The 20,151-nt window shown below is 67.7% G+C and carries 23 protein-coding genes; 12 read left to right on the top strand and 11 right to left on the bottom strand.

Annotated elements, in window-relative coordinates:
* Positions 1 to 12: 12 nt before the first annotated feature.
* The 3 genes from AC5P8D_RS16335 to AC5P8D_RS16325 are packed head-to-tail and all read right to left on the bottom strand — an operon-like array spanning position 13 to position 1,453.
* Positions 13 to 630 (bottom strand): DUF998 domain-containing protein, encoded by a 618-nt coding sequence (locus AC5P8D_RS16335; RefSeq protein WP_495203489.1) that lies wholly within the window; start codon positions 628 to 630, stop codon positions 13 to 15.
* Entirely contained in the window at positions 627 to 800 is a 174-nt protein-coding gene (locus AC5P8D_RS16330; protein WP_049398321.1) for an oxidoreductase-like domain-containing protein, read from the bottom strand. The genes AC5P8D_RS16335 and AC5P8D_RS16330 overlap by 4 nt, the downstream gene beginning before the upstream one ends.
* Positions 801 to 850: 50 nt before the next feature.
* On the bottom strand, positions 851 to 1,453 hold the full coding sequence (locus tag AC5P8D_RS16325) for an HD domain-containing protein (RefSeq protein WP_019337000.1): 603 nt from the start codon (positions 1,451 to 1,453) through the stop codon (positions 851 to 853).
* A 228-nt stretch (positions 1,454 to 1,681) separates the two neighbouring features.
* Here AC5P8D_RS16325 and AC5P8D_RS16320 point away from each other — a divergent pair, with 228 nt between their 5' ends.
* Complete coding sequence (locus tag AC5P8D_RS16320) at positions 1,682 to 2,836, top strand: transglutaminase domain-containing protein (RefSeq protein WP_019662133.1); 1,155 nt, start codon at positions 1,682 to 1,684, stop codon at positions 2,834 to 2,836.
* A gap of 6 nt (positions 2,837 to 2,842) precedes the next feature.
* Here the strand turns inward: AC5P8D_RS16320 and AC5P8D_RS16315 are convergent, their stop codons facing one another.
* On the bottom strand, positions 2,843 to 3,178 hold the full coding sequence (locus tag AC5P8D_RS16315) for a zinc ribbon domain-containing protein YjdM (protein ID WP_010482882.1): 336 nt from the start codon (positions 3,176 to 3,178) through the stop codon (positions 2,843 to 2,845).
* Positions 3,179 to 3,360: 182 nt separating this feature from the next.
* Between AC5P8D_RS16315 and AC5P8D_RS16310 the strand changes: the two genes are divergently transcribed.
* The 3 genes from AC5P8D_RS16310 (at position 3,361) to AC5P8D_RS16300 (ending at position 5,439) form a co-directional block, all read left to right on the top strand.
* Complete coding sequence (locus AC5P8D_RS16310; protein ID WP_478407162.1) at positions 3,361 to 4,722, top strand: Hsp70 family protein; 1,362 nt, start codon at positions 3,361 to 3,363, stop codon at positions 4,720 to 4,722.
* 229 nt (positions 4,723 to 4,951) lie between these two features.
* Positions 4,952 to 5,245 carry a YkgJ family cysteine cluster protein gene (locus tag AC5P8D_RS16305; RefSeq protein WP_053462562.1) on the top strand — a complete coding sequence of 98 codons (294 nt, stop codon included), beginning with the start codon at positions 4,952 to 4,954 and terminating at the stop codon, positions 5,243 to 5,245.
* An 11-nt stretch (positions 5,246 to 5,256) separates the two neighbouring features.
* Positions 5,257 to 5,439 (top strand): hypothetical protein, encoded by a 183-nt coding sequence (locus tag AC5P8D_RS16300; RefSeq protein WP_005410566.1) that lies wholly within the window; start codon positions 5,257 to 5,259, stop codon positions 5,437 to 5,439.
* A 49-nt stretch (positions 5,440 to 5,488) separates the two neighbouring features.
* Here the strand turns inward: AC5P8D_RS16300 and AC5P8D_RS16295 are convergent, their stop codons facing one another.
* The 3 genes from AC5P8D_RS16295 to AC5P8D_RS16285 are packed head-to-tail and all read right to left on the bottom strand — an operon-like array spanning position 5,489 to position 7,489.
* Positions 5,489 to 6,370 carry a DUF4097 family beta strand repeat-containing protein gene (locus AC5P8D_RS16295; RefSeq protein WP_478407163.1) on the bottom strand — a complete coding sequence of 294 codons (882 nt, stop codon included), beginning with the start codon at positions 6,368 to 6,370 and terminating at the stop codon, positions 5,489 to 5,491.
* 10 nt (positions 6,371 to 6,380) lie between these two features.
* Entirely contained in the window at positions 6,381 to 6,914 is a 534-nt protein-coding gene (locus AC5P8D_RS16290; RefSeq protein ID WP_019337005.1) for a hypothetical protein, read from the bottom strand.
* Complete coding sequence (locus tag AC5P8D_RS16285) at positions 6,911 to 7,489, bottom strand: RNA polymerase sigma factor (protein ID WP_495203488.1); 579 nt, start codon at positions 7,487 to 7,489, stop codon at positions 6,911 to 6,913. Before AC5P8D_RS16285 ends, AC5P8D_RS16290 begins: the two co-directional genes overlap by 4 nt.
* A 126-nt stretch (positions 7,490 to 7,615) precedes the next feature.
* Between AC5P8D_RS16285 and AC5P8D_RS16280 the strand changes: the two genes are divergently transcribed.
* Both AC5P8D_RS16280 and AC5P8D_RS16275 read left to right on the top strand, forming a co-directional pair.
* On the top strand, positions 7,616 to 7,795 hold the full coding sequence (locus AC5P8D_RS16280) for a hypothetical protein (protein ID WP_049411841.1): 180 nt from the start codon (positions 7,616 to 7,618) through the stop codon (positions 7,793 to 7,795).
* Positions 7,796 to 7,829: 34 nt separating this feature from the next.
* Positions 7,830 to 8,423, top strand: a complete 594-nt coding sequence (locus tag AC5P8D_RS16275; RefSeq protein ID WP_010482867.1) for a mechanosensitive ion channel family protein — start codon at positions 7,830 to 7,832, stop codon at positions 8,421 to 8,423.
* A gap of 512 nt (positions 8,424 to 8,935) precedes the next feature.
* Here AC5P8D_RS16275 and AC5P8D_RS16270 read toward each other — a convergent pair.
* Complete coding sequence (locus AC5P8D_RS16270; protein ID WP_019662141.1) at positions 8,936 to 9,202, bottom strand: DksA/TraR family C4-type zinc finger protein; 267 nt, start codon at positions 9,200 to 9,202, stop codon at positions 8,936 to 8,938.
* 170 nt (positions 9,203 to 9,372) lie between these two features.
* Positions 9,373 to 9,930 (bottom strand): DUF2058 domain-containing protein, encoded by a 558-nt coding sequence (locus AC5P8D_RS16265; protein WP_019338831.1) that lies wholly within the window; start codon positions 9,928 to 9,930, stop codon positions 9,373 to 9,375.
* Positions 9,931 to 9,992: 62 nt separating this feature from the next.
* Between AC5P8D_RS16265 and AC5P8D_RS16260 the strand changes: the two genes are divergently transcribed.
* The 3 genes from AC5P8D_RS16260 (at position 9,993) to AC5P8D_RS16250 (ending at position 12,932) form a co-directional block, all read left to right on the top strand.
* Positions 9,993 to 10,493, top strand: coding sequence for a M48 metallopeptidase family protein (locus AC5P8D_RS16260; RefSeq protein WP_100446354.1), 501 nt, complete (start codon positions 9,993 to 9,995; stop codon positions 10,491 to 10,493).
* 47 nt (positions 10,494 to 10,540) lie between these two features.
* The gene (locus AC5P8D_RS16255; RefSeq protein WP_495203487.1) at positions 10,541 to 11,239 is read left to right on the top strand and encodes an RNA pseudouridine synthase; all 699 of its coding nucleotides are present in this window, start codon (positions 10,541 to 10,543) and stop codon (positions 11,237 to 11,239) included.
* Between the two features lie 103 nt (positions 11,240 to 11,342).
* Positions 11,343 to 12,932: a phospholipase D family protein gene (locus AC5P8D_RS16250; RefSeq protein WP_197579523.1), complete on the top strand. Its 1,590-nt coding sequence runs from the start codon at positions 11,343 to 11,345 to the stop codon at positions 12,930 to 12,932.
* Between the two features lie 3 nt (positions 12,933 to 12,935).
* Here the strand turns inward: AC5P8D_RS16250 and AC5P8D_RS16245 are convergent, their stop codons facing one another.
* Complete coding sequence (locus AC5P8D_RS16245; protein WP_495203486.1) at positions 12,936 to 14,012, bottom strand: HDOD domain-containing protein; 1,077 nt, start codon at positions 14,010 to 14,012, stop codon at positions 12,936 to 12,938.
* A gap of 278 nt (positions 14,013 to 14,290) precedes the next feature.
* Between AC5P8D_RS16245 and AC5P8D_RS16240 the strand changes: the two genes are divergently transcribed.
* The gene (locus AC5P8D_RS16240) at positions 14,291 to 15,388 is read left to right on the top strand and encodes a Glu/Leu/Phe/Val dehydrogenase dimerization domain-containing protein (RefSeq protein ID WP_010482852.1); all 1,098 of its coding nucleotides are present in this window, start codon (positions 14,291 to 14,293) and stop codon (positions 15,386 to 15,388) included.
* A 44-nt stretch (positions 15,389 to 15,432) separates the two neighbouring features.
* Here AC5P8D_RS16240 and AC5P8D_RS16235 read toward each other — a convergent pair whose 3' ends face one another.
* Positions 15,433 to 18,273 carry a S8 family serine peptidase gene (locus tag AC5P8D_RS16235; protein WP_495203485.1) on the bottom strand — a complete coding sequence of 947 codons (2,841 nt, stop codon included), beginning with the start codon at positions 18,271 to 18,273 and terminating at the stop codon, positions 15,433 to 15,435.
* A gap of 183 nt (positions 18,274 to 18,456) precedes the next feature.
* On the opposite strand from AC5P8D_RS16235, the gene AC5P8D_RS16230 reads away from it, so the two are divergent.
* Both AC5P8D_RS16230 and AC5P8D_RS16225 read left to right on the top strand, forming a co-directional pair.
* Positions 18,457 to 19,632 (top strand): thiolase family protein, encoded by a 1,176-nt coding sequence (locus AC5P8D_RS16230; RefSeq protein WP_010482849.1) that lies wholly within the window; start codon positions 18,457 to 18,459, stop codon positions 19,630 to 19,632.
* Positions 19,633 to 19,756: 124 nt separating this feature from the next.
* The gene (locus AC5P8D_RS16225) at positions 19,757 to 20,098 is read left to right on the top strand and encodes a hypothetical protein (protein WP_004153024.1); all 342 of its coding nucleotides are present in this window, start codon (positions 19,757 to 19,759) and stop codon (positions 20,096 to 20,098) included.
* The last annotated feature ends 53 nt before the right edge of the window (positions 20,099 to 20,151 follow it).

Genomic DNA, 20,151 nt, shown 5'->3' with positions numbered 1-20,151 from the left:
GCCGTTGGGGATTCAGTGGGCCGCGGCCTGGCGGCTGCGACGGTACAGGGCCATCGCCAGATACAGCAGCCAGCCAACGATCACCGCGATCACCACTTTCTGTCCCAGCCCACGCGGTGGTCCACCACGCCACAGCACATGCAGCCACAGCAGCACGAAGGCCAGCCATGCCCAGCCCCAGAGCAGGCCCGCGGCGGACTGCCAACCCGGTTCGCGGCGCAGGTACCAGCCCTGCAACAGCATGCCGACGCTGGCACACAGGAACGCCGTGTTGGCTGCCAGTCCATGGATGAACGGTGCCAGCAGCGGCGTCGCTTCAGGCAGCCAGCTGTCGCCGATCGCCACCGTCGCCAGGCCCAGCGCGGAAACCGTGAACAGCAAGGGGGCGGCCGCACTGCGCCGCGGGCCGATGCTGCCGCGATACAGCGCAATGCCAAGTGCGGCAATGGCCAGCGCCAGCAGGCAGTAGGCAGCACGCAACGCCAGCCCCCACGGCCCGTGCAGGTACAGGCTCAAGGTCGCCCGCACCCAGTCCAGATCACTGCGCGCGACCTGGGTCCACAGCGCGGTGGCCACGAACAGCAGCAGCGCCACCAGTGCCAGCACCGCCGCCGGGCGCGCACGGCTCATGGTGCGGCCTCGGGATGCCGCGTCTTCCACTCGGCCAGTGCCTTGCGGTAGCGCTGCAGCTCATCGGAATACAGGTCCAGCACGCACAGCGGGCAGCCACTGCCGCAGCACTCGTTGGGACCGGGCTCTTCCGGTGGCAGCGGGCGGGGATCGGGATCAGGAACGGACACGGTCGGAAACAACAATCATTGGAAACAGGACACCAGTGTACCGGGCCGGCTCAACCACCCAGTTGGCGACGCAGGTTGTCACGGGCGGCCGCGTCCAGGCGCTGGTGGAAGAACTCACTGAGGAAGATCCGCGGTGCGCGCAGCAGGCCCTGCAGGAATCGGCGACGGCCGGCACGGTACAGGAAGCCGGGCACCACGCCCTTGTATTCTTCGGCCACGCCACGGTCATAGGCGGCGAACACCGGCTCCGGTGCAGCCAGGATCGCCATGTCGCAGTCCAGGAACAGCGCCGCCTCGGCATCCACATCCTCCGGACCCAGCGCGCCATGGCGGGCGGTCAGCAGGATCAACTGCTCCACGCGAGCAGCGTCGACACCGGCAAGCGCCGGCGCCTGTGCGATCGCCTGCAGGGCCAGCTGCGCCGAACGCGCCTCGTTGTCCTTGCGCCCCGCCTGGTAGATCGCGTCGTGATAGAGCACGGCCAGATAGATCTCGGCCGGCTGCTTCCAGCCGGGGCCGTCGGCCACCTCCTGGCAGTGCTGCAGCACCGCGCGCACATGGCCGAAGTGGTGGTAGGCGCGTGGCGGCGTGGCATAGCTGTCCTGCAGCGCCTGCCACTGCGCCGGGGCAAGCGTCAGCGGTGAGAAGTCCATGCCCGGATCATCCCGCCTGTGCCGGCGCCGGGCAAGCTGGCGGTTTTTTCACCACACACTCACAACGCTTGCCAGGCGAGGCCCGGAGCCAGTTGTCCACAGCTTTGTCGCGCGCTGGTCCACATCGGTTGTGGATGAACGCGGCGCCGACCAACGGTCGCTGCAGCTGGGCATCCATGGGAATACACTCGCCCCAGGCGGGAGCGCCCGCCGCTGCCGGGAACCGTCATGTACCGTTCTGCCGCCCATTGCCTCACCCTTTCGCTGCTGGCCTTCTGTGCTCCTGCCTTCGGCGCAGGTCAGGCACCGCCCGCCGATGTGGTGACGACCCCGACCATCACCGTATCGGCCGCACGCGTGCCGACCCCGGAAGAAGTGTTCGCCATTCCCGCGGACCTGCGTGCGATGCTCCAGAAGCAGGTGATCCAGCGCAGCTACTCCCGCGACCAGCGCCTGCAGGCGCTCGTGGAGATGATCTTCGACCAGCACGGGCTGGACCTGCAGTACGACGCCAATGCGACCTACACCGTCAGCGATATCTGGCAGCACCGCCGCGCCAACTGCCTGGCCTTCACCCTGCTGTTCGTGACGCTTGCGCGGGAGGCGGGCATCCAGGCCCGCGTGCAGGAAGTGGGGCAGGTGGTGTCCTGGTACCAGGACCAGGACGCGGGCGTGGTCTACAGCGTCGGCCACGTCAATGCCGGCGTCGATGTCGGCGGGCGTTTCGGTACCGTCGATCTGGATCGCAATGTGCTCTATGACCGCCGCGGGCCGGTTCCCGTGAGCCGTGCGCGGGCATTGGCGCATTTCTACAACAACCGGGGTGCGGAGCGCCTCGCCGACGGTGACTTCGGCGGCGCCCGTGCATTCTTCGACGCATCCGTGGCTCAGGACAGCGGGTTCGCTCCAGTGTGGAACAACCTCGGCGTGCTCGACCACCGCGAAGGCAACAACGAGGCGGCGCGGCAGGCGCTGGACCGGTCGCTGCAGCTGGACGGCCGCCAGGATGCCGCACTGACCAATGCCTCCGCGCTGTTCCGCAGCCTGGGCTTGACCGCGCAGGCGCAGTCACTTGAGCGCCGGTTGAAATCGGTGCAGCGCGAAGACCCGTTCGCGCAGTACATGTTCGGCGCCAAGGCCGAACGGGCCGGCCAGCTGGACCAGGCGATCCGCTATTACCGGCAGGCCGTGCGCCTGTATGACACCGCGCATCAGTTCCACTTCGGGCTGGCGCGGGTCTATTTCCTGGCTGGCCAGCTCAAGCGCGCCGATCGCGAACTGCTGCGTGCACAGGAACTGGGGGGCGCGCCGGAGCAGGCGCGCTACCAGGCCAAGCTGGACAGCCTGGCCCGCTGGCGCGCGCAGCAGCAGGCCAGGCGCTGAAGGTGATCAGGCCTTCTTGAGGAAGCAGGTCTTCAGGACCAGGCCCTTGATCTTGTCCGAGTTGCCTTCGATGTGCTCGGCATCATCCTCGACCAAGCGGATGTTGCGGATCACGGTGCCCTGCTTGAGCGGGATCGAAGACCCCTTCACCTTCAGGTCCTTGATCACGGTGACGGTGTCGCCGGCCTGCAGGGTATTGCCGTTGCTGTCACGCACGACCAGGGTGGAACCGGCGCTTTCCTCGGCGGTCCATTCGAAACCGCAGTCGGCGCAGATCCACAGCGCACCATCGGCGTAGGTGTTTTCCAGGGTGCACTGCGGGCAGGCGGGGGCAGAAGACATCAGCAAATACCTCAAAGTGAATCAACAGCCGCCATTGTAACCGGCCGGCTTCCCCGGCCCTTTTCCGGGCGGGCTCCGGGCTGCCCACTGGACCCGGACCAGAACAGCACGCCCGCTGGAACTTGCAGTCGGCGGCGAACTGCAGCAGAGTGCGCGGCCCCTGATCGCCCCCGGAACTCCCCATGCGCCTCGGCATCGACTTCGGTACCAGCAACTCCGCCGCCGCCATCGTGCATGAGGGAAAACTGCTGCCGATCCGCTTCGGCGATGCCGAGCAGTTCCGCACCAGCGTGTATTTCCCCGGCGTGGTGCCCGATCCGGACGACTTCCAGCTCGATGACGGCCAGGAACACCAGCTGCAGCAGATGATCGACAGCGCCGCGCGCGCAGCCCGTGCCGCCGGCCAGGAACGCACGCCACAGGCACTGCGCCGCGAAGCCCTGCGCGCGCTGCGCCGGGAATGGATGGAAGCCCGCGCCGGCAAGGAACGCAGCGCCAGCGACCTGCTGCAGAACGCGGTCTACGGCGATGACGCGCTGGAAGCCTATTTCGAGGAACACGAAGGCAACCTGGTGCAGAGCCCGAAGTCGATGCTGGGCTACAACCTGCACCCGCGTGCGAAGCAGACCATCACCGGTATCGCCGCGCACATTCTCGAACACATCCGCCTGACCGCCAGCGCCCAGCTCGGCCAACCGTTGCGCTCGGCCCTGCTTGGCCGTCCGGTGCAGTTCCGCAGTTCGATCGGTGCGGCCGGCAACGACCAGGCGCTGGACATCCTGCGCGAGGCCGCCACCCAGGCCGGCTTCGACCAGATCGATTTCCTCGAGGAACCGGCCGCGGCGGCCATGCATTACCACGCCGAAAGCCGCGAGCGGCACCAGGCGGTGATCGTCGATATCGGCGGCGGCACCACCGACATCGCCCATGCCGAAGTCGGCGGCGACGACGCCCCGCGCATCCACCGCGCCTGGGGTATCGCCCGCGGCGGTACCGACATCGACCTGGCGCTGAGCCTGTCCAGCTACATGCCGCTGTTCGGCCGCGGCATCACCCGCGTGCCGGCCCACCACTACGTGGAAGCGGCCACCGTGCAGGACATGACCCGCCAGCGCGACTTCCGCCTGCACAAGTACGACCATGTCGACGCGCCCTGGGGCGACCGCCTGCAGGCGTTGCAGGACACCGGCAACACCGCGCGGCTGTACCGCGACGTCGAACGCGCCAAGATCGCCCTCAGTGCCGCCAGCGAGCACCGCAGCACGCTGGACTACATTGCCCGCGACCTGCATGCCGACAGCAGCGCCGATGGCCTGGCCGCCGCCGCCCATGGCTACCTGGAGCAGATCCGGGAACTGCTGGCCCAGGTCCGCAGCGACATCGGGGGCGACCCGGTTGCGGTGTTCCTCACCGGCGGCATGTCCCGCGCCGGTTACCTGCGCCAGGCCGTGGCCGAGGCCTTCCCGGGCGCCCGCATGGTCCACGGCGAGCCCTCGCTGGGCGTGGTCCAGGGCCTGGCCTTGGCGGCAGCCAGCCAGGATTAACAAAACGTTACGCGGTCTAAGTTACTCTTGGTCGGCTAGAACTCCGCTGCACCTTCCGCCGGCCACGCCGGTGTGTGTCCACGGTGCAGCCTGGCCCGCCCTGCGGGCCTAGCGGCCATGCCTTCCTGGCTCGTTCATGGTCCGCGCAGCACCTGAGCCGCCATCGAGACCCGCTTTGGGCACCCGCCAGGCCCCTGTGGCCTTACAACCTGACGCAGCACCTGCACCCATCGACTGCCGCCGTTGTGACGCGGTCTGTTGCCGGCTGCCCGTGCTGCTGCAGCCCGGCGACCACGTGCCTGGCCAGTTCCTGTCACGCGACACCCACGGCCGTGCCGTGATGGCGCGCAACGAGGAAGGCTGGTGCGCGGCGATCGATCCCTATCACCTGCGCTGCACGATCTATTCGCAGCGCCCGGCGATCTGCCGCCAGTTTTCGATGGGCGGCGATGACTGCCGCCGCGAGCGGCAGGACTACCTGCGCCAGGCCGACGCCTGGGCGCTTTCCTCCCCTTCCACCTGACAGGAGCAACCATGCCCCGCAAGGCAAAGACCCCCGCGAAGGCCAGCAACAGCATCCGCAGCGAACGCAAGGGCGCGGCCGCCAGCACCGTGGTCAGCAGCGATTCGATCGCTTCGGACCTGGCAGCGTTCCGCAAGGCCGGTGGCAAGATCGAAGTCCTCGGCACCACCTGGGCACTGAAGAAGGCCAGCTGACCCAACACTGACCGCGGCGGCGCTGCCGCCGCGGCCTGCCGGATCGCGCTCAGCGGTCAAGGCGTACCCGCACACTGCCCGAATGCGACTGGATGCGGATGTCACCGTCGCCGCCGCCCAGCCGCGTATCGAGGTGGCTGCCCGGCCCATAGCGCGGCCGCTCCACCTGCCCGGCATCGCTGTTGATCGACCCGCTGAAGCTGTTCACCGACAGCAGTGCCGACACCGTGCGCGGCAGGCTCAGCGTGACCGAGGCACTGACCGATTCGACATTGATGCGGCCACCGGGTGCCAATCCGGCTGCTGCCAGATCGATGCTGCCCGAGACGGTCTCCACCGCCAGCCGCTGCACGCGCCCGGCGTCCACCTCGACCCGGCCGGACACCGTCTGCGCACCGATATCACCGGATACCCCGCCGCCGGCCTCGATCCGGCCACTGACCGTATTCACGTCCAGCTTCGGCGTCTGCAGGCGTGCACTGACGCTGCCACTGACCGTGTTGAGCTTGCTGTCGCCACTGCGGCCAGCTGCGCTCAGGCTGCCGCTGACCGTGTCGGCCTGCAGCCGTCGCACATCGATGCCACTGATGTCCTGGCTGGCGCTGACCGTGCTCAGCAGCAGCTCCACCGAGCGCGGCACGTTCAGCACCAGCGTCGCGCCACCATTGTTGCTGCGGCGCGGATATTCGATCTCCCAGCGCACCCGGTTGGTGCTTTTCTCCTGGCGCAACTGCAGGCCGTCGCTGAGCGTGCCGGTGAGCTGCACGTCATTGCGGTCCCAGCCGCGCACGGTCACCTTGCCGGCCACGTTGCTCAGCTCGATGCGACCGCCCGCGGCCAGGGTGTGGCGCTCGTCGATGCGGGTGTCGGCCAGTGCTACGGCAGGGGCCAGCAGCAGCGCGACACAGCAGGAAATCAGGGTTCGGGTCATGGGGGTCTCCTCAGGTCGTCAAGCCGGACTCGGCGGCATAGGCCGCCTGCCGGGTCAGTTCCAGCCGCAGCGCATAGGTGCGCTTGAGCTGGCCAAGCAGGTGCGGCGCACGCGGGTCCTGCGCCAGGGCGGCACGGATCTGCGCCGCGCTTTCATCCAGTTCGTGCAGGGCCGGCTGCCATTCCGGCGCCCGTCCATCGGGCAGCGAAGCAACGGCCTGCTGGTACTGCTCGGTCATCGCTGCCGCCTGCAGCTGCAGTGCTGAAGGTACCGGCACCTCTGGCTGCGCATGGCGCCACGGCGCCACGGCGTAGACCGCCAGGCTGGCCGCCAACACCGCACCCACCGGCAACCACCAACGCCGACGCGAACGGTTCGGCAGGGCCACCACGTTGTCGCCCGGCGCAGGCGCCGCCTGCGGCTCACGCGGCGGCAGCTGGGCCGAAAGGCGTGCCCAGCCATCGGTGGGTACGTCGCGCTCGCTTGGCAGCGCGCGCAGCCGTGCCAGTAGATCGTGGTCGGAATCGTGGTCGTGTGTATTCATGTCATGTCTCCCAGCCGTGCGCGCAACAGGCCGCGCGCACGATGCAACTGTGCCTTGGAACTGCCGACGGCCATCTGCAGCTGTTCGGCGATTTCCTGGTGTTTCCAGCCTTCGATGTCGTGCAGTACCAGTACCGCACGTGCCCGTGGCGGCAGTGTCGACAGCGCCCGTTCGAGGTCGCGTTCGGTGCCGGCACAGCGGTCGTGTACCGCCAGTTCCTGCAACCCTCCGTCCACTTCGTCGAGGCTGTCATGGTCCTGCCCAGCAGCACGCCCGCGCAGTTCCATCAGCGCGGCGTTGACGCCCAGCCGGTGCAGCCAGGTCGACAGGCTGCTCTCGAAACGGAAGCCCGGCAGCGACTTCCATGCCTGCAGGAACGCTTCCTGCAGCGCGTCCTCGGCGCGTGCCTGCTGGCCGCCACACAGCCGCCACAGCACAGCGAATACCCGGGGCGCATGGCGCCGGTACAGCAGTTCATAGGCCGCGGTGTCGCCGGCGGCGGCCGCCCGCACCAGGGCGGGTTCGTCGACGGCGTCGTTGGCGGCAGGCAGCGCGGGCATGGTGATGTCGAGCATATCGCTTGGATGCGGCGACCCGGAAAAAGGTTTAGAGCCCATCCACGATCAATGCCATGCAACCTTTTTGATGGCTGCTGCATCCATGGAAGGTCCTTCGCAAAATTGCCGTCCAGGAGTCCTGCCATGTCCAGCCCATCCTGCGCCGCCCTGTTGGTGATTACCACCTGCGTCCTGCTGCAGGCGCTGGGCCTGTCACTGCAGCTGCGCCCCGACAACGGCCGCGCCTGCCTGCAGCAGCACCGCCAGGAGCTGGTGTGCCTGGCCTGGACCCCGGCGGTCGAATCCCCCGCACGCGCCGGGTAACATCGGGGGCCGTTTCCCCCTCCGTAGTCGCCCCATGATGTTGTCGCTGAAGGATCACCTGCCCGCCTGGACCCACCCGTGGCTGAACTACGCCGGCGTCGCCGTGCAGATCGTACTGGTGCTGCTGGTTGCGTGGCTCCTGCGCGTGCTCGCCCGTCGCCTGATCCGCCGCTTCGCCGAGCACTACACGCTGCCGCCCGAAATGGTGATGGGTGCACGCCGGATCACCAGTTTCGTGGTCTATTTCAGTGCCCTGCTTTACATCCTCAGCCTGCTCGGCGCGAAGCCGTCGGTGCTGTGGACCGCGTTTACCGGCTTCGCCGCCGTGGGCGCGGTGGCCTTCTTCGCGGCGTGGAGCGTGCTGTCCAACATCTTCTGCACGCTGTTGATCTTCACCACCCGCCCGTTCCGCCTGCACGACTACATCGAGGTGCTGGAGAACGGCGAGAAGCCGGGCCTGAAGGGCCGGGTGATCGACGTGAACCTGATCTACACCACGCTGCAGGAGACCGGCGACGGCCACGAAGGCACGGTGCTGCAGCTGCCGAACAACCTGTTCTTCCAGCGCACGGTCCGCCGCTGGCGCGACCCGGCACAGGCGCCTGGCGGCATCCAGGGCGACGGCTGAGGGTGGGGTTTTCGGCAGGGCTGCGCCCTGCACCTGCTCGGAGCAACGGCAACGGCAAAAGCATGCTATCCGTGGGATGGCGGGGTGGGTCCGGTTGAGGGGGACGCTGCAAGTACGTCCATGTAAGCTCGGTCGCCGCATCCATGCGGCTCACGCCCCCTCAACCGGACCCACCCCGCCTTCGACAGATTTCCGCGAGCTGTCCGTTCTTCTGTAGAGCCGAGCCATGCTCGGCTCAAATCATTCCGATATCGAAATTTTCGATTTCGATGGAAATTTATCCACGCACGGCGGGATGTACCCGATCGCGGAAATCTGTTGGAGGTGGGGCGGTGTCGGAGTGCGGGGTGTCAGCCGCATGGATGCGGCTGCCAAGCCTACAAGGACGTACTTGCGGCGTCCCCGCACTCCGACACCGCCCCACCACCCCACGGAATGCCAGCTTTTGCTGTTGCTGCTGCCTTGGCTTGAAGGCTTCGGCGGGTGCAGGGCGCAGCCCTGCCGAACAACCTTTACCTCAATTGGCTGTCCTTGCTGCCACGCCGGTTATAGCCGGCATGCGCCTGTTCTTCGTCGTCACGCGCCTGCTGGCACGCCACGCACAGCCGGACACCGGGCACGGCCTGGCGCCGCGCCAACGGGATCGGCGCGTCGCATTCCTCACAGTGCTCCAGACCCGGGCCCTCGCGCAGCTGGCGCCGCGCGCGGGCGATCGCATCGTCGACGGTGGCGTCGATCTGGTCCTGGACCGCGCCGTCTCCCGCCCAACCGGTAGCCATGGCCATCCTCCGCAGGTGTGTCGCCTGATATGGAGACGATACACCCCGGCAAAAAGGCACGCCTTAATGTAGAGCCGAGCCACGCTCGGCTGCTCTTCAGGAAGACGAACAGAGCGCGGATGGGTTCGATCAAGCCGATTGCGACTTAATCCCCTCCGTCCCCTTCTTGTTTACCAGACCAGGTCGTCCGGCACCTGGAACTGCGCGTAGTAGGCGTCGTCCTCGGCGTTGCCGGTGGAGATCTCGGCGGTCGAGCCCGGCTGGCCATGGTCGACAATGATCGCCTCCGGGGCGCGCTCACGCACCTTCTCGGCAGCAGCACGTGGCAGCAGGGCGTAGCCCTCGCCATTGGCGACAATGACCAGCACGCCGACCGACAGCGCCTTGCGCAGCTTGGGGTCGATCAGCAGGGTGCGGATCGCCGCACCATCGCTGAAACGGTACTCGTCGTCGCCCTTGTGGGGCACGGCATGGGCCGTGATGATCTGCTTCGCCTGCGCCTTCTGTTCAGCCTGACGGGCCTGGGCATTGCGCTCGGCGGCCAGTGCGCGGTCGCGCTCGACCTTCTCGGCGCGGGCCCGTTCAGCCTCGCGCTGGACGTCGGCCGAGGTCGATTCGGCCTTGCCCTGCCGGGCCTTGGCCTGCGCGCTCGCGGCAGCGCTGGCCTGCGACTTCTTGGCCAGGCCGGCCTTGAGCAATTGTTCCTGCAGCGCGTTGGGCTTTGCCATGGTCGATGCGTACCGCGTGTAATCTTGGATGCTCCATTCTACCGACGCCCCGCCGCCCCTGCATGGCAGTCCTGAAGTACCTCAACGGCTATCCCGAATCCCTGGTCGCCCAGGTCAGCGACCTGCTGGCACAGGGCAAACTCGGCCCCTGGCTGCAGCAGCGCTACCCCGACCCGCACGAAGTGCGCAGCGACCGCCAGCTGTACGACTACACCCAGGACCTGAAGGACCGCTACCTGCGCAAGTCGGTGCCGCTCAACAAGGTCTGCTACGACAACACGCTGGAAGTGATCAAGCACGCGCTGGGCACCCATACCGCCATCTCCCGCGTGCATGGCGGCCGCCTCAAGGCCAGCCGTGAGATCCGCATCGCCACCGTGTTCCGCCAGGCACCGGCCGCGTTCCTGCGCATGATCGTGGTGCATGAGCTGGCCCACCTGAAGGAAGCCGACCACAACAAGGCCTTCTACCAGCTGTGCCAGCACATGGAGCCGGATTACCTGCAGCTGGAGTTCGATACCCGCCTGTACCTGACCGAGCTGGCCAACCGCGGCCAGCGCTGACCGGCCGCAGCAGCTACACTGCGCGCCCCCTGCCTGACCTTTCCGCCATGGAACCGATCCGTCTCGACAAACGCCTGTCCGCTCTGCTCGGCATCCCACGCGGCGAGGCGCGACGCTACATCGAAGGCGGCTGGGTCACGGTCAATGGCGAGGTGGTGGAACAGCCGCAGCGTCCGGTCGATGACAGCGCGGTGATCGTCGTGGCCGAGCAGGCCAGCGATGAAAAGGCCGAGCGGGTCAGCATGCTGCTGCACAAACCGGCTGGCGTTGCCGCCGAAACCCTGTGCGCGCTGGTCAGCAGTGACAGCCGCAGCGAACTCGACGCCAGCGACATCCGTCCGCTGCAGCGCCACTTCCACGGACTGCAGCTGGCCGCCTCGCTTCCGGCCAGCGACAGCGGCCTGGTGGTGGTCAGCCAGGATCCGGCCACGCTGGCCCATCTGCAGCGCAATCTGGGCCGCACCGAACAGGAATACCTGATTGAAGTGGCCGAAGGCGGGCCCGAGCGCGGCCCGTGGCTGATGGCGCGGCTGCAGCACGAATCGGGCGGCGCCAAGGTCAGCTGGCAGAGCGAGCAGCGCCTGCGCTTCGCGGGCAAGGGCCTGACGGCCAAGGGCCTGCGCGTGGCGGTCACCGCTGCCGGCCTGCAGGTGACGGCCGTGCGCCGGCTGCGCATTGGCCGCGTGGCACTGGGACCGCTGCCCGCGCGGCAGTGGCGTTACCTGGGCAGCGACGAGCGGTTCTGACCGCGAAGTTCCAGTCATCCGCGCATGGCGTGACATTGCCTGAAGAAGGCATCCACGCATGGCGTGGATCTACTGCAATGAATCTGTTGGCTTTCATCCACGCATGGCGTGGCTCTACCATCGGGGCATGAGCCTGCCCAAGCCCCTGTGGCGACGCCTGCTGCGCGTCGCTGCAATCATCCTCGCCGCGCTGTTGCTGCTGGTCCTGTCCGGGCTGCTGCTGGCCGACCATCTCACGCCACGGGCGCAGGGCGCACCCTCGCATGTGCTGCCACTGCAGCCGGCGCAGACCCGCATCGACCAGGAAATCGTGCCGCTGCAGGACGCACACCCCGGACAGTCCGGCGTGGCGTTCCTCAGTGATGGCATGGATGCCTTCGCCGCACGCGCGATGATCACCACGCACGCAGGCCGCAGCCTGGACCTGCAGTACTACATCTGGCACGACGACCTGATCGGCCACTTGATGGCCAAGGCGCTGTACGACGCCGCCGAGCGCGGTGTGCGCGTGCGCATCCTGCTTGACGACATGAACGCCAAGGACAAGGACGCGCTGATGATGGCGCTCGATGCGCATCCGAACATCGAGATCCGCCTGTACAACCCGTTCCGCAACCGCAGCGGCATCGCGCGCACGCTGGAACTGGTGCAGCGCGCTTTCAGCGTGAACCACCGCATGCACAACAAGAGCTGGATCGCAGACGGCCGCATCGCGATCGTCGGTGGCCGCAACATCGGCGAGGAATACTTCAGCGCGCGCGACGATGTGAACTTCCAGGATCTGGATCTGGTGGTGGCCGGCCCCGCCGTGCAGCAGGCCAACCAGATCTTTGACGACTACTGGAACAGCAGCACGGCGATCCCGATTTCCGCACTGGCCTCGTACACCGATGCGCAGTTGCAGCAGCTGGTGCGGCAGTCGGACCTGGATACCATGCATGCCAAGGCACAGCCCTACCTGCAGCGCGTGGCCGAATCACGCGCACGGCAGCGGCCCAGCCCGGAACCGCTGCACTGGAGCGCCAACGTGCGCATCGCTTCCGATCCGCCGATGAAGCACCGCGATGACGATCGCCGCGGCTGGTTGGTCAGCCGTCTCAGCGACGAGTTGCGCAGCACGCGGCACAGTGCGCTGCTGATCTCTCCCTACTTCGTGCCCGGCAACGATGGGGTCGAGGCGCTGTCGGCGCTGGCCGCGCGCGGCGCGCAGGTCGGCGTGGTCACCAATTCACTCGCCGCCAACGACGTGGCGGCGGTACACGGCGGCTACATGGGCTACCGCGTGCCGCTGCTGAAGGCCGGCGTGCAGCTGTACGAACTGAAGGCACACGGCCAGCTGGATGCCAGCCTGTTCGGCAGCAGCGGGGCCAGCCTGCACACCAAGGCATTCGTGGTCGATGACCGTCGCGGTTTCGTCGGTTCGTTCAACCTCGACCCGCGTTCGGCCTACCTCAATACCGAAATGGGCGTGCTGTTCGACGACCCGGTGCTGGGTGCGCAATTGCGCGACGAGTACCTGCGCCTTGCCGGCCCGGAGCACAGCTGGTGGCTGGCGCTGGGTCGCGATGATGACCTGCGCTGGCTGGAGCGGCAGCCCCCGCCGCACTGGGTGGAGGCCGAACCCGGGGCCAGCCTGGGCAAGCGCTGGACCGCGCGGGTGATCAGCTGGCTGCCGGTGGAATCGCAGCTGTAGCACTCAGGGCGCAGGATCCGCTTCTTCCTGTCCAGCGTCATCGCGTGTTTCCACACTGCGCCCGTGCAGGCGCCGCCAGATCCAGCGCAGGGCATGCGGCGGCGCCGAAGGCAACTGTTCGAGCAGGGCCAGCATGCGGCTCTGGCTGGCATGTCCATGCCGGCACAGCAGGCTGGCCGCTGCGGCCGCACTGGCCAGGCGCAGGCTGTCAGCCAGCGGGCCATCCGCCTCGGGCGCCAGTGCCTGGTGCACCGGCTCGGGCAGCTCCCAGGCCGCAGCCACGCGTTGCGCCAACGGCAGCGACCACTGCTGGAGCAGCTGCAGCGCCAGCGCCGGCTCCACCGTCTCATCGCGTGCCTGCGCTTCCTGCAGCAGCTGGCGCATCACCAGTGCGGCCCCCAGCCCCTGTACCAGGCCCAGCCACTGGGCGGCGAAGGCATCGCCGAAGGTGACCGTGCGCGCGTGGTCAGCGGCTGCGCGCGAAGCCAGCAGCGCGTGCTCCCAGATGATCGTGCTGAACTGCGGAAACACCTCGCACTGCACCTGCATCACCGGCTGTACCAGCACCGCGCTGATGATCTGCCGCACGCCTTCGGTTCCGACCAGTGTCACCGCCCGCTGCAGGCTTTCCACTGGGCGCTCGTGCACCTTGTAGGCCGGGCTGTTGGCGATGCGCAGCAGGTTGCCGGTCAGCACCGGGTCCTGGCCGATGATCGCCGCCATCACCCGCGCCGATGCCGCATCGTCGTTGACCGTCTGGATCAGCTGCGGCAGCAGCTGCGGGCGGCGCGGCAACTGACGGGCCGCCCAGTCCCGGTCCTGCAGCGCGCGCGCCACAGCCTCGCCCAGTCCCGCGGCCTGCACCGGCGTGGATCCACCGGCCAGGCGCGGGTACAGGGCCAGCGCATGCAGGCCGCGCTGCAGATGTGCAGCGATCTCGGCCGAAGGCAGCGCCTCACCCTGCAGGCTGGCCGCAGCCGCCGCCACCGCCTGTCGCGACACCGCCGCCAACCGGGACGGCGCGGCCCCGGTCGAGCGCGCCAGCCAGCCGCGCAGCGATCGCCACCAGGCCGGCGTCATCGCCGCCCGCCCTGTCGTTGTGGTGCCCTTGCCGTCACTGACCGCCCTGCCTCTTCACGCGAATCCGGCCACCCGCCGTCGTCGCAGCATCGGCCGCACTTTCATCTTCTTTAACCGGAAGGCCGCCGATGTCGACGGCACCGACCGGGGGAATGGACTAGAATGGCGCCGCGCGACCCGTCCCCCTGCACCGACGACGTCGCTTTTTTTGTTTTGGGACCCTACCGTTCACTGGCCGTTCGCTGCAGTTCGCCGCTGATCGCGCCATCGGAGACGCCATGCTATTCGAAACCCTCGCCACCACCGGCCACGAACAGGTGGTGTTCTGCCACAACCACGACGCCGGCCTGAAGGCGATCATCGCCATCCACAACACCACCCTCGGCCCGGCCTTGGGCGGCGTGCGCATGCGCCCCTACGCCAGCACCGACGAGGCGCTGGCCGATGCGCTACGGCTGAGCCGAACGATGACCTACAAGAATGCACTGGCCGGCCTCAACGTAGGTGGCGGCAAGGCGGTGATCATCGGCGACCCCAAAGTGGACAAGACCGAGGTGCTGTTCCGTGCCTTCGGCCGTTATGTCGATTCCCTGGGCGGGCGCTACATCACTGCCGAGGACGTCGGCACCGACGTCAACGACATGGAGAACATCTACCTGGAAAGCCAGTTCGTGACAGGCGTGCACCAGGTCCATGGTGGCTCCGGCGATCCCGCTCCGTTCACCGCCTACGGTGCGCTGCAGGCACTGATGGCGTCGATGCGCTTCAAGTTCGGCCATGAGGAAGTGGGCAAGACCAGCATCGCTGTGCAGGGCCTGGGCCACATCGGCATGGAACTGGTGAAGCTGCTGCGCGACCGCGGCGCCAAGCTCTACGTCACCGACCTGGACAGCGCGCTGGTTGATCGCGCGGTCAGCGATTTCGGTGCCGAAGCAGTCAAGCCGGATGAGATCCATGAAGTGAACGCCGACGTGTTCGCACCGTGCGCGCTGGAAGGCGCGATCAACGCCGACACCCTGCCGCGGATCAAGGCGAAGATCATCTGCGGCACCGCCAACAACCAACTGTCGAGCCTGGAGATCGGCGACGAGCTGCATGCGCGCGGCATCCTGTATGCACCGGACTATGCGGTCAATGCCGGCGGCGTGATGAACGTGTCGCTGGAGATCGACGGTTACAACCGCGAACGCGCGATGCGCCTGATCCGCAGCATCTACCACAACCTCACCCGCATCTTCGAACTGTCGCAGCGCGAGAACATCGCGCCGCAGCGTGCCGCCGACCGCATCGCCGAGAGCCGCATCCTGTCGATCGGCAAGCTGAAGATGCCGCTGGGCCGCAGCACCCCGCGCCTGGGCAACCTGCGCGGCGGCTGAGCCAGCCGACGTCGCGCCGGGCATGACCCGGCGCGACCTGTCCTTCAGAAGCCGGTGCTGTAGCGCAAGGCTGCCTGCCGCGCACCTTCGCCACCGACGCGCTGGTCGAAGCCCAGGCTCAGGCGGCCATTGCGGCCCCACCACGATTCCAGCGCCACGCCGATCAGCGCACTGCCGCGCGGTACGTTCCAGCCCGCCAGCGGTGCCCAGGCATCGACGCCGACGAAACTGGCCTGCCAGTCCGCATCCGCGCCATCAATCCGTTGTTGCCATTCGGCATGCCCACGCAGCGTCCAACGCCCCCAGCCACGCTCGCCGCGGATACCGGCCAGCATCTGGCTGCGCTGCACGCGATTGGCATCGCCCCGCAGGCCGAAACCGAAGCCGCCGAGCTCATTGAAGGCGTCGGTATCCACGCGCGTGGTGCTGGCGCCGACGTAGGGCGTCAATGATGCGCCTGCACGCCCCAGCCGGTACCCGCCCTCCACGCTGGCACTGCTGAAACGGCCGCCATACCGCGCAGAGACACCATAGGCGCCCGCACCGAGCAGCAGCTGACGATCCAGCGCGCGGGTGAACTGGCCGCTTCCGACCTGGGCCAGCGCGTAGCCACGCCCCAGATTCCAGCCCGCGTACAGCTGCGCCTGCGCCTGGCGATCACGCCCACGATCGCCGCCGAAACTGCTGCCACCATTACTTCGGGTCTCGCCAAACGCCACGCCCATCAGGCCGTTGCTGCCCAGTGGCAGATCCTGGCCGGCCATCCAGCCCCGGCTGTCGGCGGCGTTGCCGGCGAAGCTGCCCTGCCCCGCCTCACCCAGCGCGCTCTGCCAGCTACCGCGCAGGCGCGGTGCGGCCTGTACACGATCGAAGCGCTCGGCGATCGCACGCCGCGACATGTCGATGCTGTCGAAGGTCGCCGCTTCGGCACGGGCGTGCGCTTGACCGGACAGGCTCTGCAGGCTGGCGGCCAGGCCCTGCGGGCCACCGCCGGTCCACTGCAGGGCGCCGGCCGCTGCACCAAAGGCCGATCCCTGCAGCCCTGCGTTTTTGTCGAGTGCTGCGAATGCACCTTCCAGGCGCTGTGCTGCCGCCTGGGCGGACGCCCCCAGGCCGCTGGCCGCTGCGGTGACGCTGACCTGGGTCAGGTTCAACCAGGCGTTGTTGCTGTCGTAGCCGTAACTGCTCTGCAGCAACGACAGCCCCTGCAGGCCACTGGAGGTAGCCGGCGTACTGAAGGTGCCACTGAGTCCGCCTGCCGCGTGGATCAGGTCCTGCCGGCTGCCGTTCTGTGGCACGTAGCCGGAAACGAAGCCATGCACGCGCACGCCACCGTCGATCGCGGCATTGCCGGTGACCTGCAGCGCATTGGCGCCCAGTGCGATCATCAGCTGTGCACCGGCCTGCTGGGTGTAGTTGCCCTCGATCGTGCCGGTGGTGTTGCCGGTGGTGAGGAACACGCTGCTGCCGTTGACCACATTGCCGATCACGCGGGGCGTGCCGCCATTGAACTGCAGGCCGGTCGAATCCGGATCGGACTGGCCGAGAATGGTCACATTGGAACGGACCACACCACCGTTCTGCAGCGACAGGATGCCGCGTTCGATGCGGGTGGCGCCGGTGTAACTGTTGTTGCCGGCCAGCACCAGGGTGCCCCCGCCCTGCTTGACCAGGCCGCCGCTGCCGACGATATCGTTGCGCCACGCCGAGCCGGTCGAAGCAAGATCCACGTTGGCGACCACATCCCCCCAGTCGAAACGGCCCGGACCGTTGATCGCACGGCCGATGTCGAGCAGGCCGTAGCCGAACACCGGATCCACGCCCGGCGCGCCGATGTCCTTGGCGGTGCCCAGCAGGGTCTGCCGCACCAGATCGTTGCTGAAGTACGGGAAGCGCTCCCAGACCAGCGCCGCCGCGCCGGAAATCAAGGGCGCCGCAAATGACGTGCCGTAGTTCCAGTAGTAGCTGCCACCATTGGCATCGGGATAGACCGCGCTGCCTGGCGCCGCCAGGCAGTAGCGGGCTGCCTGGCCACAGGCATTGGCATAGCTGGCCAGCGTACCGGGCGCATACGGATCCACGGCGGTGGCCACCAGCCAGCCGCGCTCCAGATCGGCGGCCGGCAGCGTGCCGGCCACGCCCTGCTGGCTGGGCAGCGCGGCCAGGCTGCTCGGTTCGCTGCGGCCATCATTGCCCGCGGCAAACACCACCAGCCCGCCGTGGTTGATCACGAAGGGACGATATTCGGCGGCCACCTGCGCGGTGGTCGGCAGGTCGGTCCAGTACAGGCCGCCCCACGAATTGTTCATCACCTTCACGTTGTAGCTGATCAGGTCCTGGTGGACCTGGGCCACACCCAGCGGTCCGCTGAATGCATTGCCGCGTCCGCTGCCGTCGTCGGCCGGCGGTTTGTCGGCAATGATCCGTGCCGACACGATCTGCGCCTTTGGCGCGATGCCGCCCGGCCAGGAGCCCGTTGCCGCGCCGGCGGCGAGGCTGGCCACGGCGGTGCCGTGGCCGACCACATCATCGACACCCAGATTGTTTCTGGCCGGATCGATGTAGTTGAGGTTGGCCAGCACCCGGCCATTCAATGCCACCGCATTGCGCTGCACGCCGGAGTCGACGATGCCGATGCGCACGTTCTGACCGGTCAGGCCGGCAGCCTGTGCGGCGCGCGCATTGGTGACTGACAGATGCGCGTCGAAAGCCGGCTCCTGTGGTTTGACCGGGGGCGGCGTCGTCGGTGGCGGGGTAGTCGGTGGCGGCGGTGGTGGCGGTGTCTCAATGCGCACGTTGCCGCCCCCGCCACCTCCACCACAAGCCGTCAGCGCCAGTGCCAGCGCGGTTGCCAGGGCAGATCTCACCGTCGTCGTGCGTTTCATCGATTCCTTCCCATGAACGTTGGCCCGCCCTTGTGCCGGCAGGCATGCGGCGCCGTCCAACGGCGGCCCTCCCCGACCCTCTATACTTGGGCCGACCCCCACGCAGTCTGCCGGGAAACCGGGGCGCTTCCAACGGCCCACGGTCTCCTTTCCGAACATTGCTTACGCATCAACGAGATTGCCATGTCCAACATCGTCATCGCCGCCGCCAAGCGCACCGCCATCGGCTCCTTCCTCGGCCAGTTCAACGGCGTGCCGACCCCGACCCTCGGCGCGGCCGCCATCGCCGCCGCCCTGGAACAGTCGGGCATCCCGGCCAGCGACGTTTCCGAAGTCCTCATGGGCTGCGTGCTGCCGGCCAATCTGGGCCAGGCGCCGGCCCGCCAGGCGGCGATCGCTGCCGGCATCCCGCTGTCAACCGGTGCCACCACGCTGAACAAGGTGTGCGGCTCGGGCATGAAGACCATCATGCTCGGCCATGACCTGATCAAGGCCGGTTCGGCCAGCATCGTGGTCGCCGGCGGCATGGAATCGATGTCCAACGCGCCGCACATGCTGCCCAACTCGCGCACCGGCAACCGCTTCGGCAACTTCCAGGCGGTCGATCACATGGCCCACGATGGCCTGGTCAACGCATACGACGGCAAGGCGATGGGTGAATTCGCCGAATGCGCCGTGGACAAGTACCAGTTCAGCCGCGAAGAGCAGGACGCCTACGCCATCGAATCGGTCAAGCGCGCGCAGGCGGCCCAGGCCAACGGTGCGTTCGCCGATGAAATCGTCGCGGTGAAGGTCGCCACCCGCAAGGGCGAGGTCGAGGTCACCACCGACGAGCAGCCCGGCCGCTCGGACATCGCCAAGATCCCGACCCTGCGTCCGGCTTTCAAGAAGGACGGCAGCGTCACCGCCGCCAGTTCCTCCAGCATCTCCGACGGCGCCGCCGCTGTGGTCCTGCTGACCGAGGAAGACGCAGCCGCGCGTGGCATCACCCCGCTGGCCCGCATCGTCGGCCACGCCACCCACTCGCAGGAACCGGAGTGGTTCACCACCGCCCCGATCGGCGCGCTGCACAAGCTGCTGGACAAGACCGGCTGGTCGCTGGACCAGGTCGATCTGTTTGAAATCAACGAAGCCTTTGCCGTGGTGGCGATGGCGCCGATGCGCGAACTGGGCATCCCGCATGACAAGCTCAACGTGAATGGCGGTGCCTGCGCACTGGGCCATCCGATCGGCGCCTCCGGTGCACGCCTGGTGGTGACCTTGGTCAACGCCCTGCGCACGCGCGGTGGCAAGCGCGGCATTGCCACCCTGTGCATCGGCGGTGGCGAAGCAACGGCTATCGCCATCGAATTGATTTAAATGGATTTAACGATGATTTCGCAAAAATGAATGCGGGATCGCTTGACACCCAATCTTGGCTTGTCATCATGTTGTCGGCGCGCAGCATGCGCGTTGCCTAATTCTAACGACGAGGATTCACACAATGAGCATCAACAAGCTGCTGGTCGCGATGTCCCTGGCTCTGGCCCTGGCCGCCTGCTCGAAGCAGGAAGCTGCCCAGGACGCCGCTGCTTCGGCCAACGAAGCCGCCACCGAAGCCCAGGCTGCTGCCGACCAGGCCGCCGCTGCTGGCGCCCAGACCGCCGACGCTGCCCAGCAGGCCGCTGACACCGCCGCCACCGCTGCTGACGCTTCGGTTGACGCTGCTGCCCAGGCTGGCGCTGCTGCCACCGACGCCGCTGCCGGCGCCGCTGCTGACGCTGCCAAGGCTGCTGAAGGCACCGCTGAGAAGGCCAAGGACGCTGCTGAAGAAGCCAAGAAGTAATAACTTCTTTCTTCACGCTGTTCTGGAAAAGCCGCTGGTTCGCCAGCGGCTTT

Source organism: Stenotrophomonas sp. YJH_SMC_101-4, from assembly GCF_059370395.1.
Note: the sequence above shows the minus strand (reverse complement) of the source record. Positions and strands in the feature narration are given on the sequence as shown.